Genomic DNA, 12,613 nt, shown 5'->3' with positions numbered 1-12,613 from the left:
GCTGAAACAGTCCATGGCGGCGTTGCAGTGCCTCGTCGTGCAGTTCGCACTGCCTTTGGCAATGCGCCTTGCCCTGAACTGTTTCAGGAGTCCATGGCGGCGTTGCAATGCCTCGTCGTGCAGTTGCACTGCCTTTGGCAATGCGCCTTGCCCTGAACGGTTTCAGGCGCTAGCGATAATATGTGCCGGCAGCGCCCCGCGCAGCGCGTTGCACACGACAATGGCTTCGGCCCGTGCCAGCATGGGGCGCGTGATGATGGTTTCCTGCGCGTTCCAGGCGGGATCGGCCAGCATGGCCGCGCGCTGCACGCCGGGCAGCAGGCCGCAGGACAGGGGCGGCGTATGCCAGCGGCCGTCCAGCCGGACGAAGACATTGCTGCGCCCGCCCTCCGTCAGTTCGCCCCGTTCGTTAAAGAACAGCATGTCGAAGCCGCCTTGCGCCTCGGCCGCGCGCCAGGCCGCGTCATAGCGCGCGCGCACGCTGCTCTTGTGGCGCAGGAACAGGTCGTCCGCCACGGTGGCGTCGGGCGCCAACAGGATGTTGACCGTGTCCGGCAAGGCGGTGAGCGCGCCGCTTTGCGTCGTGAACTGGCCATCCTGGCGCAGCGCCAGGCGCAGGCGGAAGGGGGCATCGTCCGGGCGTGCCGCGCAGGCGGCCTGCAGCGCGGCACGCGCGGCACTTTCACTCCAGACAAAACCGAAGTAGGCGCAGGAGGCGGCCAGGCGCGCCAGGTGGCGCTCTTGCTGGCGGCAGCCACCGGCACGGCTGGCGTGCAGGGTTTCGAACAGTTCAAAGTCGTTGCTCAGCTCCGTCAGGAAGCGGGCCTTGAGCTGGCACTCCGCAAATTCCTCCTGCGGGTCGCTGTCGAGCACGATGCCGGCGCCCACGCCCATCTCGCCGCGCCGGATGCCGCCATGGCCAGCCGCTTGCAGGGCCAGGGTGCGGATCGGCACGGACATGCAGAAGTCGCCCACCGCGTTGGCAGCGCCGGCGGCTGGCGGATCGAACCAGCCGATGGCGCCCGTATAGATGCCGCGTGGCGCCGCTTCCAGTTCGGCGATGATTTCCATGGTGCGGCGTTTCGGCGCGCCCGTGATCGAGCCGCATGGATACAAGGCCTGGAAGATGTCGGCCAGGCTGGCGTTGTCGCGCAAGCGCGCCTGCACGGTGGAGGTCATTTGCAGCACGCTGCTGTAGCGCGTCACCTCGAACAGGGCCGGCACCTTGACGGAGCCCGTGGCGGCGATGCGGCCGATGTCGTTGCGCAGCAGGTCGACGATCATCAGGTTTTCTGCGCGGTTCTTCGGATCATTGGCCAGGGCGGCGGCGCGGCGCGCGTTTTCTGCTACTTGGTCCGCAGCGGCGGCCGGCGCCGTGCCTTTCATGGGACGCGCCATCAGCTCGCCCTGGGCATGGCGCACGAACAGCTCCGGCGACAGCGACAGCAGGGCGCCGCCATCGGGCAGCATCACCAGCGCGCCATACGGCACGGGCTGGCGCGCACGCAGCCGCGCATACAGGGCCAGGGGCGAACCGAAGGCGTCGAAGCGCAAACGATAGGTGTAGTTGACCTGGTAGGTGTCGCCGGCCACGATGTAGTCGTGGATGCGGTGCAGCGCCTGCGTAAATTGCGCCTGGTCGACATTCGCGCGGATGCCGGCGATGCCGGCCGGCGTTGCCGTCGCCGGCGTACGTTCGGCCAGCCACTGCAGCACCTCATCTTGCGACAGCTGCGTGCAATGTTCAAAGACGAGCACTTGCGCCAGCGGCGGCGCGCCGGGATATGTCGCGCGCGGTGGCATGCCCAGCAAGTGGGCCCCCAGTTCGTAGCTGCACACGCTGACGGCGTACTGGCCGCGTTGTAAGGCCTCTTGCAGCCCCCAGAGCAGGGTGGGCCACTGTTGCCCCTCGGTGCACTGCAAGACTGCCGACAGGCCCGTGTACAGGCGCGAACCGGCGCCGGGCGTGCTGGCGTCGTCGAGCAGGGCGAAACAGTCGGTGTGCATGGGGACAGCCGCGGCGGTGACTTACCCCAGCAGCATGGCGATTTGCAGCGCCGCTTCCTGGGATGGATTGATCTTGAAGCCGCTCTTGGCGTAGCGGTGCCAGCGTCCGATGACGAAGCTGACGATCAGGGTGGCGCGCGCCGCCACTTCGCTTTCCTTGCCATGGCCTTCGGCAGCTGCCACGCGCAAGGCTTGCTTGAGCGCCAGTTCCACGCGGTCGTAGAACTGGTTCATGCGCACTTGCAGGCGCTCGTCCTCATTGACCAGCGCATCGCCGATCAGCACGCGCGTCATGCCCGGATTGCTGATGGCGAAATTGAGCAGCATGCCGATGATGTCGCGTGTTTGCGTCATGCCGTCGCTGTGCTTTTCCGCGATCTGGTTGATCAGGCCGAAGACGCTCGATTCGATGAATTCGATCAGCCCTTCGAACATTTGCGCCTTGCTGGCGAAATGGCGGTACAGGGCCGCTTCCGACACGGTCAGTCTGGCCGCCAGTGCGGCAGTGGTGATCTTTTCGCCTTTCGGCTGCTCCAGCATTGCGGCGAGGGCCTGAAGAATTTGTAGCCTGCGTTGGCCCGGCGGTGTGCTTGCCATATTTTCTCTTGTCGTTAAAAAAAATGCTGCCTTGATGGGGGAGGTCCGTCACCGCCGCTAGCGGTACGGCTTCCGGCGTCAACCGGAAGCCCAGGAGTCCCCTTCAACGCAGACGGTGAAGGCGGCGTGCCAAATGCCGGACAGATTTTACTTTGACATCGACGTAAGCGGGGCGATTTAACGCCTTGGGCAACTTCGCCACGCCGATCGGATCCGCCATTTTCAGGTATTGCGTGATCCAGGCCGTGCGCAGGCCCAGTTTTTTCGCGCCCTTCAGGTTGGCCAGGGTGTCTTCCACCAGGATGCAGCGGCCAGGGTGGATCTGGTGCTTGCGCATCAGTTTGCGCAGCATCAGGGTCGATGGCTTGGGCCGCAGCTGGCGGTGCACATGCATCGCCTCGATGGCGATATGCTGCGCAAAGTGCTGGCGCAAGCCCAGATGGCGCATCACGTCGCTCGAATAGCGCAGCGGCGCGTTGGTGAGTAAAATTTTACGGCCAGGCAGGCGTTTGAGTAAAGCCCCCAGTCCCCGCTCGGCGCGTATCATGGCGCGCAAATCGTCGAAGCTATGCGTCTCGTGCAAAAAATGGGCTGCCTGTACCTGATGGTGCTTGACCATGCCCAGCAAGGTGGCGCCGTAGCGGCGCCAGTAGGCCGCGCGCGCCGCATTGACGATGGCGTCGTCGGCCGGCGTGACGCCATCGCCCAGCACGCGGGCAATATACGTGTTCATATTGGCCGTGATGGTGGGGAAGATGGCGTGCGAGGCATTGTGCAGCGTGTTGTCGAGGTCAAACAGCCAGACCGGCGACGAGCGGTTAAGATGGGACACAGGCACAGGAGTCTTTAGGCAAGATGATAAGCAAGATGAAAAATTCAACAATCAGGAAAACCATGCGACGCCAGATTATAGTGATGTTTTGCGGATTATTCTTGCTGCCGTTGCCGGCGGCCTTTGCCGAAGCACCGCCCGTGGCGCAAAACCGGGGCGCCCTGTTCAAGGTGCAGGATGCCAGCCACACCCTGTATCTGTTCGGCACCATCCACGTCGGCGCGCCCGATTTTTATCCGCTGGAACCGACGGTGACGCAGGCGCTGCACCAGGCTGGCGCGCTGGCGCTGGAGATCGATCCCGGCGCCGATTCGCGTGCCGCCCTGGGCGCCGTGCTGAAATACGGCATGGAAGCGCCGGGCAGCAAAGTGCCTGCCGACTGCCGCCAGACGCTGGCGCCGCGCCTGGCGCCGCTGTTGCAAAAATACGGCATTCCAGCCGAGTCGGTGGCGCCGATGAAACCGTGGATGCTGGCCAGCATGCTGGCCATCGGCGAATTTTCCACGCTCGGCTACCGCTCGGACCTGGCCGTTGACAATTATCTGTCGCAGCAGGCCAAGGCGCGCAAGATCCCCGTGCTGGAACTCGAGTCGATGGAAGGCCAGATGGCGCTGTTTGGCGCCATGTCGCCGGCCGACCAGTGCCGCTTCCTGGAAGACGGCGTGGCGTCGATCGAGGACCAGGAGCAAAGCCAGGAAGCGCGCGAGATCGCTGATGCCTGGCGCACGGCCGATGCCGCCGCCTTCGACAGGCTGGCCGCCAAGGCCGCGACAGACCCGTCGTTCGCAGCCCAGTTCGTGCAAAAGGTGTTGCTGGATGGCCGCAACCCGGCCCTGGCCGACGGCATCGCCAAACTCCTGGCGCGCGAAAAGTCCAGCCTGGCCGCCATCGGCGTGCTGCACCTGGTGGGAACGAAAAGCGTGCCGGATTTATTGCGTCAGAAGGGCTTGAAGGTCGAGCGGGTGTATTAAGTTTGGCAAGCAGGCAGCAAGGGTGCCGTAGCTTAGCCGCGCAACAAACGGCGGCAGAGTAGATGAAAAGTGTTCAGGGCAAGGCGCCGAGCCGAAGACAGTACGCATGTACGGCGAGGCGAGGCAACGCCGCCATGGACATTTTTCAGATACGGGGATAAATCGATGGTGCCCTTGACGTGGATCGAACACGTGGCCTCTCCCTTACCAAGGGAGTGCTCTACCACTGAGCTACAAGGGCAAATTAAAAGCGGCGCCAGGTGATCTGCGCCGCCAAACTACTCGCTGTGATGCGTTGCGATTTTTTTAGTGCGAACGGATCATAGTACCAAAAGCCTGCTCGGTCAACACTTCCAGCAATAATGAGTGTTCGATACGGCCGTCGATGATGTGCACCGTGTTGACGCCGGACTTGGCGGCGTCGAGCGCGGACGAGATCTTCGGCAGCATGCCGCCCGAGATCGTGCCATCGGCGAACATCTCGTCGATTTCGCGCGCGGACAGGTCGGTCACCAGGTTGCCCTGCTTGTCCTGGACGCCGGCGATGTTGGTCATCATGATCAGCTTTTCCGCTTTCAGGATTTCCGCGATCTTGCCCGCTACCACGTCGGCGTTGATGTTGTAGGCCTGGCCATCCTGGCCGAAACCGATCGGCGAAATGATGGGAATGAAGGCGTCGTCCTGCAGCGCCTTGACGACGGCCGGGTTGATCGCGTCGATTTCGCCGACAAAGCCGATGTCGAGGAATTCGCCCGGATGTTCGCGGTCCGGCATCTGCATCTTGCGCGCGCGGATCAAGCCGCCATCCTTGCCCGTCAGGCCCACAGCCTGGCCGCCGTAATGGTTGATCAGCATGACGATATCCTGCTGCACTTCGCCGCCCAGCACCCACTCCACCACTTCCATGGTTTCTTCATCGGTGATGCGCATGCCTTGCACGAAGGTGCCTTGCTTGCCGATTTTCTTCAGCGCGTTGTCGATCTGCGGTCCGCCGCCGTGCACCACGACCGGGTTCATGCCGACCAGCTTGAGCAGGATGACGTCGCGCGCGAAGCCGTGCTTCAGGCGTTCGTCCGTCATGGCATTGCCACCGTACTTGATGACGATGGTCTTGCCATGGAAATTGCGGATGTATGGCAGGGCCTCGGCCAGAATCTGCGCCTTGATTTGCGGCGACACCGCCGTCAAGTCGTCATTCATGTCCAGGTTCAAGTTAGCTAGTTGATTCATGGCGAGTCCGGAAAATAGATTTGTGCGATTTTACAGGGAAGAAGAAAATCCTGGAGGCATTATAGGGCGATCTTGTTGTATTTTCCCTGATGATCCTATAGTCTGGCCCGATATGTCCCCCAGCCAGCCCTTTTACTGCCAGTTACATCTGCGTCGCATGCCGGCGCAGCATGACACACACTTGCCAATTCACACACAGCCATGAGCCAGTGCACTCTCTGCGGCGCCACCTTCCACTGTGGCCAGCTCGATCCGGACGCCAAGGAACCCTGCTGGTGCGTGGCCCTGCCGCCGGCCGTTCCCGTGCCCGGCAGCCTCGCCGTCGGCTGCTGGTGCCCCGCCTGCCTGCAAGCCCATATCGCCACCTTGACGCCCCCGGCAGCAACGCCGGCCAAATAAGAGCCGCGGCACGCCTTTTCCTTTGCAAAAGACCTTGCATTTTGTAGGGGAATACGTTTAGACTTCGATTTTCAAGAATTTCTTATAGGAAAGTCATGCGCTTCAGGGATATCAGTATCGGCGTGCGCATCAATGCCGGTTATGCCATGTTGATCGTGCTGATGCTGGTTGTTATCGTCCTGGCGGGTAGCCGCATCTATGCCATCCGCGCCGAGACCGACGATATCCTGCAGCGCGACTGGGTCGCCGCCAAGGCCACCAGCAAGATCCATGGGCTGGCGCGCGAGGCGGCCACGCGCATCGGCAACCTGCCGAACCAGCACGAGCTGGCGCTGCGCCAGGCGAACCAGGCGCGCCTGGAAGCGATCAAGCAAGACATCGATGAGCAGGTGCGCATCCTCGATGGTCTCGATGCGCGGCCCGAGGAACGGCGCCTGCTGGAACAGATGCACCTGGCCCGCGCCGGCTACTATGTGTCGCTCCAGACGATGTTCGAACTGGTCGAGCGCGGCGAGGATGCGCGCGCCGAGCAGGCCATGCAGACGCAGACCTTGCCGGTGCTGGAAAAGGTGCTGCTGTACGTGGGCCAGCTCGACGATCTGCAGCAGCAGCAGATCCGCGACAGCGCGGCCAGGATACGCAACGACATCGACACCTCGCTGCTGCTGATGGGCGGCATCGGTCTGGCGGCCCTGCTGACAGGGCTTGCCTTTGCCTGGTCGGCGCGCTCGATCACGCGTCCGCTGGGCGAGGCGGTGGCGATCGCCACGCGCGTGGCCAATGGCGACCTCAGTTCCGTCATCGAAGTGACGTCGCGCGACGAGACGGGCGAACTGCTGCAGGCGCTCAAGGACATGAGCACCAGCCTGGCCGTGGAACAGGACCTGCGCCACGCCGTCGAGGTGGCCGAGGATGCGACCAAGATGAAGTCGGACTTCCTGGCGAATATGTCGCATGAAATTCGCACGCCGATGAACGGCATCATCGGCATGACCCACCTGGCGCTGCAGACGGAGCTCACATCGACCCAGCGCAACTACCTGGAGAAGGTGGAATCGGCTTCGAAGAACCTGCTGGCCATCATCGACGACATCCTCGATTTTTCGAAGATCGAGGCGGGCAAGATGGCCTTTGAAAAAGTCGATTTCTTCCTCGAGGACGTGCTGGCGCAGATCGCCGACCTGTCCGTGATGCGGGCGCAGGACAAGGGCCTGGAACTGCTGTTCGACATCGCCCCCGACGTGCCGAACGCATTGCAGGGCGACCCGCTGCGCCTGGGCCAGGTGCTGATCAATCTGACCAACAATGCGATCAAATTTACGGACAAGGGCGAGATCGTCGTCACCATCCGCCTGCAGCAGCTGGAAGAACATGCGGCTGTCTTGCGCGTCGATGTGCGCGACACGGGCATCGGCCTGACGCCGCCCCAGCGCAGCAAATTGTTCCAGGCATTTACCCAGGCCGACACTTCCACCACGCGCCACCATGGCGGCACGGGCCTGGGACTGACCATCAGCAAGCGCCTGGTGGAAATGATGGAGGGCGAGATCGATCTGGTCAGCGAAGCGGGCGTGGGCAGCACCTTTTTCTTTACGGCCCGCTTCGGCCTGGCCGCCGTGCCGCGCGACAGCCTGCTTGCTCCGCAGCGCTTTGAGGGCTTGCGCGTGCTGGTGGTCGACGACAACCCCAGCGCGCGTGAAATCTTCGTCAGCATGCTGACGGCGCTGGGCTTCGAGGCGCGTGCCGTGTCTGGCGGCGTGCTGGCCATCGGCGCCGTGGCGCAGGCGCGCGCCGAGGGGCGTCCGTACGGGCTGGTGCTGATGGACTGGAAAATGCCGGGCATGAACGGTCTCGATACCCTGGCCGGCATCCGTGCCGATGCCGCCGGCATCGATGCGACGCCGGCCTGCATCATGGTCACGGCCTTCCATCGGGAAGCGCTGCTGGAGGCGGCGCGCCAGCGCGACTTGCCGCTCGACGGCGTATTGAACAAGCCGATCAGCGCCTCGACCCTGCTCGACCAGATAGCGTTCGTGTTTGGCGGCGTGACGGGACAGAGCCGCAAGACGCAGCGCCAGAGCAGCTACCGCGACGACGAGCGCGCCCTGCGCGGCGCCTGGCTGCTGCTGGTGGAGGATAATGAAGTGAACCAGGAAGTGGCGCAGCATATTCTCAACGACGCCGGCATCCGCGTCGATATCGCGGGCAATGGCGCCATCGCGCTGGCGAAGATCGAGGAAAACGCCTATGACGGCGTGCTGATGGATTGCCAGATGCCGGTGATGGATGGCTATCAGGCGACGCGCAAGCTGCGCCAGGATCCCCGGTATTCGAATTTGCCCGTGATCGCCATGACGGCCAATGCCATGGTGGGCGACAAGGAAAAATGCCTGGACGCCGGCATGAACGATTTCATCGCCAAGCCGATCGACGTGGCGCAGCTGTTCGGCACCCTGGCGCGCTGGATCGCGCCGGCCACGCCGCAGGAAATGACGGCGGTGGTGGCGCAGCCGGAAGCGGAGCTGCCCGTGATCGCCGGCCTGAAAATGGCGGAAGCCATGCGCCGCGTGGGCGGCAATACCGCTTTGATGCGAAAATTGCTGGACCGTTTTGTGGAAACCCAGTTCGATGCCATGCAGCGCATCGTTGCCGCCATCGAGAACAACCAGCTCGAGACGGCGATCCGCGAAGCGCATACCCTGAAGGGCCTGGCCGGCAATATCGGCGCCGGCGGCCTGGCCGACAGCGCCGCGCGGGTCGAGCATTTGCTCAGCCTGGGATCGCACGACGGCTTGCCGCAGGCGCTGGCCGCCTGCACCCTGGCGCTCGACGAGCTGGTGCCGAAGATCGTGCTGGCCATGCAGTCGCGCGGCCATGTGGCCGAGGCGGGCGGCGCGCCGGTGGCGCACGTGGCGCCGGTGGACCGGGCGTACCTGGAAGCGGGCTTGCGCGAGCTGTCGCAGCTGCTGCAGCAGGACGACGCGCAGGCCGTCAAGCACCTGGACGGCATCGGCCCCGTGCTGGTCGCGGCCGGGCAGGCGGAACACGCGCGCCAGTTGAAGCGCATGCTGGGACAATACGATTTCGAAGGTGCGCTGGCGCAGCTGGGCGAGGTGGCCGATGCGCTGGAGCTGACACTGTGACAAGGATAACTATGCAGAGCGAAGGAAGGGCATGAAAGCGCCGGCAAGCAAGCCAACCATCCTGGTGGTCGACGACACGCCAGACAATATCGACCTGCTGCGCGCGGTGCTGGAAGACGATTACCGCACCAAGATCGCCGTCAATGGCGAGCGCGCCCTGAAGATCGCCGCCGGCAGCGACCAGCCCGACCTGATCCTGCTCGACATCATGATGCCGGGCATGAGCGGCTACGATGTGTGCCGCGCGCTGAAGGCCGATCCCGCCACGGCCGGCATCCCCGTGATTTTCGTCACCGCCATGAGCGAGGTGGCCGATGAGCAGCTGGGCCTGGCCCTGGGCGCCGTCGATTACATCACCAAGCCGATTTCAGCGCCCATCGTGCTGGCGCGCATCAGGACGCAGCTGGCGATGAAGCAGATGCAGGATTTCTTGCGCGACCAGAATCATTACCTGGAAACGGAAGTGGAGCGCCGGGTGCAGGAAGTGGCCGCGCTGCAGGACGTCACCATTCACGCCATGGCGTCGCTGGCCGAAACGCGCGACAGCGAGACGGGCAACCATATCCGCCGCACTTCGCATTACCTGAAGGCGCTGGCCGAGAAGGTGCGCGGCTTGCCGCGTTTCCGTGATTTTTTGACGGACAAGAATATCGAACTGCTGTTCAAGACGGCGCCGCTGCACGATATCGGCAAGGTGGGCATCCCCGACCATATCCTGCTCAAGCCGGGGCGTTTCGAACCGCATGAAATGGCCATCATGAAGACCCATACCACGCTCGGGCGCGACGCCATCCTGGCGGCGGAACACGAGCTGGGCATCGAAGTCGATTTCCTCAAGTACGCGAAAGAGATCGCCTACAGCCATCACGAGAAATGGGATGGCAGCGGCTACCCGCAAGGCCTGGCTGGCGAAGCCATCCCGATTTCGGCGCGCCTGATGGCGCTGGCCGACGTGTATGACGCCCTGATCAGCCGTCGCATCTACAAGCAGGGCATGGACCATGCGCAGGCCGTGCAGATCATCGTCGAGGGGCGCGGTTCGCACTTCGACGCCGAGATCGTCGACGCCTTCCTGCAGATCCAGGACCAGTTCATCGCCATCTCCCACCGCTACGCCGACGGCGTGTGCGAGATCGCCGACAAGCAGCGGCAGATCGCGCCCTACACCGAAAACATCAGCTGACGGATTAGCTGACCGTCTTGAAGAAGCGCAGCATCTCGCGGCTGGCGTCCGGTCCCTTGCCATCCGTGTAGCTGCCGTTATTGCTGCCGCCGGACCAGGCATGGCCGGCGCCGTGGATGACCCAGTGTTCGCCCAGCGGCGAGCCATCGGCCTGGCTGTGCGTGGTGCGCGTGTAGCGGTGGCCATTCGGCACGCTGCCGTCGATGGATGCGGCCTTGGCCGCCTTGCCGCCCGCCTGGCTGCGCACGCCCTGGGCAATCAGTTCATCGCCATTGCGCGGGTTGACGGTGGTGTCGCGGTCGCCGTGGAAAACGATGATGGGCACGCCGCCCGCCGGCGCCTTGCGCTGGGCATTGGGCATGGCGCCGCCCTTCATGGCTGCCAGTGCCGACGGCAAGTCCTGCGCCGAGGCGAACGGCAGGCCCGAATGCACGCCGACGGCGGCAAACAGGTCCGGATACAGGGTGCCGACGATGACGGCCATGGCGCCGCCCGCCGACAGGCCGGCGACGAACACTTCGCGTTCATTCACCGGGTAGTCGTCGATGACTTGCCGGGCGATGCCGGCGATCAGCGATGGTTCGCCCTGGTCGCGCTGCTGGTCGATGGCATTGAACCAGTTCCAGCAGCGCGAACTGTTGGCGCCCTGCGTCTGCGCCGGGTAGACGACAAAGCATTCCTTTTCTTCTGCCAGCGCATTCATCTGCGTGCCGGCGGCGAAATCGTCGGGATTTTGCGTACAGCCGTGCAGCATGACGATCAGCGGCATGGCCTGGCCGTGGTAGCTGCTGGGGATATACAGCTTGTAGGAGCGCGTGCCAGCATGGTTGCGGTACACGCCGTCGATGAACTGCGCGCCAGCGGGCACCTCCGCCGGCGTGGTGGCCGGCGCGTTGAAGCCGGGCGGGTGGAAATTCGGCAGCTCGAAGCTGGGCATGTCGAAGCTGTGCTGGCCCAGGCCTGCCGGCACGCCCAGGCGCGCCATGAAATCCTGCGCGAAGTCCTGCGCCGCTTGCGCGGGCGTGGGCGGCGCATCAGGCGTTTCTGGCGCGGCAGCAGTTTGCGGCTGTTCGGCTCGGGCTTGCGCTGGTGGTGGCGGATTAATGTCGCGCATGGTCTGCGGCGGCGCTTGCGTGGCTGTCGCCTGCGGTGCCAGGCCGGCGGCAGACAGCGCCTGCTGGATCGCTTCGGTGGCGGCGGCGGGGCCGCGGCCCATCAGATTACGGGTTGCTGCGCGCATCTGCGCCAACATGTTGAGAGGGAGTTTCATGACCATCCTTAACGGTGCCGCGCATCGGCCGGGTCATCGCCGCGAACCGATACGCTAGTGAATTCGCCCTGCGAGCGCCGTCTTGACGACGGTGCTGGCGTGCAGGGCACCTAATACGAAAATCGACTCGATGGTGGCCAGTGCCAGTTCCACGGAGACGTCGCTGGCGATGCTGGCCAGTCCCAGCACCTGTATCTGCAGGCGCTGGCCGGCTGCCTGGATCGCTTCCAGGTCGGCGCGCGAATAGTGCTGCATGCCCAATACCAGGCTTTTACGGGCGACGGTTTGTTTCACCACGTCGGCGTGGATACCCAGCTGGTTGCGTATGGCCGTACGGATCAGATCCGTGCGGTTGGAATAAAATCCCTCCTGGACCAGCAGATCGATCTGCCCCAGGTCGATCAAGCCGAGGTTGATCGTGATTTTCTCGGATTCCCCAATTTTGGGCTTGCTGTCTTGCTTGGCCATATCTCTCCAAAAACTCCACGTGGCATCCAATTGCCATCTGTATGGATGGTAGTATAGTTGTGAAATATCTCAAGTCAAGCAGGATTTGACCTGATCGTGTTGTAGGACGGGTACTCGCAGAGTGAGAATGGGCTGCAAAATAAATTTCCGGAAGATGGTTTTTTGATCATATTTTTGCTTGAAAATATATTCACAGAAACATTGCATGGCGATGCCACCGACTCGCCGGCACGGTTTCGCGGCATAATGCAAGCCTGTACCTACACCGATGCCGCTCCATGATGGTCACTCCCCCACCTCCGCCCGCCGTTCCGCTCCCCTTGCCGTCGCCGGTGCCGTCGCCCTGCGTCAGCCTGTGCAAGATGAACCGCAACAGCGGCTTGTGCGAAGGCTGCTTGCGCACGCTCGACGAGATCATCGCCTGGAGCAAGGCCGACGACGACTTCAAGCGTGCTGTGTGGGCCGAATTGCCAGGACGCGAATCCCAGCTCGATTTCGAGCCCGACTACTGAG

11 protein-coding genes and 1 tRNA gene are annotated in these 12,613 nt (G+C 63.5%); 5 read left to right on the top strand and 7 right to left on the bottom strand.

Annotated elements, in window-relative coordinates:
- Positions 1-162: 162 nt before the first annotated feature.
- From pabB to IGS58_RS23965, 3 genes are all read right to left on the bottom strand, one after another.
- Positions 163-2,007, bottom strand: coding sequence for an aminodeoxychorismate synthase component I (gene pabB, locus IGS58_RS23975; RefSeq protein WP_230522875.1), 1,845 nt, complete (start codon positions 2,005-2,007; stop codon positions 163-165).
- A 21-nt stretch (positions 2,008-2,028) separates the two neighbouring features.
- Positions 2,029-2,604, bottom strand: coding sequence for a nucleoid occlusion factor SlmA (gene slmA, locus IGS58_RS23970; RefSeq protein WP_034752791.1), 576 nt, complete (start codon positions 2,602-2,604; stop codon positions 2,029-2,031).
- A gap of 103 nt (positions 2,605-2,707) precedes the next feature.
- A complete protein-coding gene (locus IGS58_RS23965; protein ID WP_230522874.1) occupies positions 2,708-3,442 on the bottom strand; it encodes a pyrimidine 5'-nucleotidase in 735 nt (244 codons plus the stop codon).
- Positions 3,443-3,537: 95 nt separating this feature from the next.
- On the opposite strand from IGS58_RS23965, the gene IGS58_RS23960 reads away from it, so the two are divergent.
- Positions 3,538-4,407, top strand: a complete 870-nt coding sequence (locus tag IGS58_RS23960; RefSeq protein WP_230522873.1) for a TraB/GumN family protein — start codon at positions 3,538-3,540, stop codon at positions 4,405-4,407.
- 166 nt (positions 4,408-4,573) lie between these two features.
- Here IGS58_RS23960 and IGS58_RS23955 read toward each other — a convergent pair.
- Together IGS58_RS23955 and argB are read right to left on the bottom strand one after the other, a co-directional pair.
- Positions 4,574-4,648: transfer RNA gene (locus IGS58_RS23955), tRNA-Thr, on the bottom strand.
- Positions 4,649-4,713: 65 nt separating this feature from the next.
- A complete protein-coding gene (gene argB, locus IGS58_RS23950) occupies positions 4,714-5,607 on the bottom strand; it encodes an acetylglutamate kinase (protein ID WP_010393729.1) in 894 nt (297 codons plus the stop codon).
- 231 nt (positions 5,608-5,838) lie between these two features.
- Here argB and IGS58_RS23945 point away from each other — a divergent pair, with 231 nt between their 5' ends.
- The 3 genes from IGS58_RS23945 (at position 5,839) to IGS58_RS23935 (ending at position 10,362) form a co-directional block, all read left to right on the top strand.
- Positions 5,839-6,036: a cysteine-rich CWC family protein gene (locus IGS58_RS23945; RefSeq protein WP_230522872.1), complete on the top strand. Its 198-nt coding sequence runs from the start codon at positions 5,839-5,841 to the stop codon at positions 6,034-6,036.
- Between the two features lie 95 nt (positions 6,037-6,131).
- Positions 6,132-9,179, top strand: coding sequence for a response regulator (locus IGS58_RS23940; RefSeq protein ID WP_230522871.1), 3,048 nt, complete (start codon positions 6,132-6,134; stop codon positions 9,177-9,179).
- Between the two features lie 31 nt (positions 9,180-9,210).
- Positions 9,211-10,362 carry a response regulator gene (locus tag IGS58_RS23935; protein ID WP_034783788.1) on the top strand — a complete coding sequence of 384 codons (1,152 nt, stop codon included), beginning with the start codon at positions 9,211-9,213 and terminating at the stop codon, positions 10,360-10,362.
- A 4-nt stretch (positions 10,363-10,366) separates the two neighbouring features.
- Here IGS58_RS23935 and IGS58_RS23930 read toward each other — a convergent pair whose 3' ends face one another.
- Together IGS58_RS23930 and IGS58_RS23925 are read right to left on the bottom strand one after the other, a co-directional pair.
- Positions 10,367-11,632: an extracellular catalytic domain type 1 short-chain-length polyhydroxyalkanoate depolymerase gene (locus IGS58_RS23930; RefSeq protein WP_230522870.1), complete on the bottom strand. Its 1,266-nt coding sequence runs from the start codon at positions 11,630-11,632 to the stop codon at positions 10,367-10,369.
- A 54-nt stretch (positions 11,633-11,686) separates the two neighbouring features.
- Positions 11,687-12,100: a CopG family transcriptional regulator gene (locus IGS58_RS23925; protein WP_034783786.1), complete on the bottom strand. Its 414-nt coding sequence runs from the start codon at positions 12,098-12,100 to the stop codon at positions 11,687-11,689.
- Positions 12,101-12,378: 278 nt separating this feature from the next.
- Here IGS58_RS23925 and IGS58_RS23920 point away from each other — a divergent pair, with 278 nt between their 5' ends.
- The gene (locus tag IGS58_RS23920; protein WP_070258360.1) at positions 12,379-12,612 is read left to right on the top strand and encodes a DUF1289 domain-containing protein; all 234 of its coding nucleotides are present in this window, start codon (positions 12,379-12,381) and stop codon (positions 12,610-12,612) included.
- Position 12,613 lies beyond the last annotated feature (1 nt).

Origin of the sequence: Janthinobacterium sp. EB271-G4-7A, from assembly GCF_020858075.1 — a bacterium.
GTDB classification, from domain to species: domain Bacteria; phylum Pseudomonadota; class Gammaproteobacteria; order Burkholderiales; family Burkholderiaceae_D; genus Janthinobacterium; species Janthinobacterium lividum.
The sequence above is the reverse complement of the archived record's forward strand: the minus strand, read 5'-3'. Positions and strand labels throughout refer to the sequence as shown.

What these genes read in the sequence shown, in the direction of transcription:
- IGS58_RS23940 (WP_230522871.1), top strand. Translation starts at nt 6,132, where the DNA reads ATGCGCTTCAGGGATATCAGTATCGGCGTGCGCATCAATGCCGGTTAT.
- pabB (WP_230522875.1), bottom strand. Translation starts at nt 2,007, where the DNA reads ATGCACACCGACTGTTTCGCCCTGCTCGACGACGCCAGCACGCCCGGC.
- slmA (WP_034752791.1), bottom strand. Translation starts at nt 2,604, where the DNA reads ATGGCAAGCACACCGCCGGGCCAACGCAGGCTACAAATTCTTCAGGCC.
- IGS58_RS23925 (WP_034783786.1), bottom strand. Translation starts at nt 12,100, where the DNA reads ATGGCCAAGCAAGACAGCAAGCCCAAAATTGGGGAATCCGAGAAAATC.
- IGS58_RS23935 (WP_034783788.1), top strand. Translation starts at nt 9,211, where the DNA reads ATGAAAGCGCCGGCAAGCAAGCCAACCATCCTGGTGGTCGACGACACG.
- argB (WP_010393729.1), bottom strand. Translation starts at nt 5,607, where the DNA reads ATGAATGACGACTTGACGGCGGTGTCGCCGCAAATCAAGGCGCAGATT.
- IGS58_RS23930 (WP_230522870.1), bottom strand. Translation starts at nt 11,632, where the DNA reads ATGAAACTCCCTCTCAACATGTTGGCGCAGATGCGCGCAGCAACCCGT.
- IGS58_RS23920 (WP_070258360.1), top strand. Translation starts at nt 12,379, where the DNA reads ATGATGGTCACTCCCCCACCTCCGCCCGCCGTTCCGCTCCCCTTGCCG.
- IGS58_RS23945 (WP_230522872.1), top strand. Translation starts at nt 5,839, where the DNA reads ATGAGCCAGTGCACTCTCTGCGGCGCCACCTTCCACTGTGGCCAGCTC.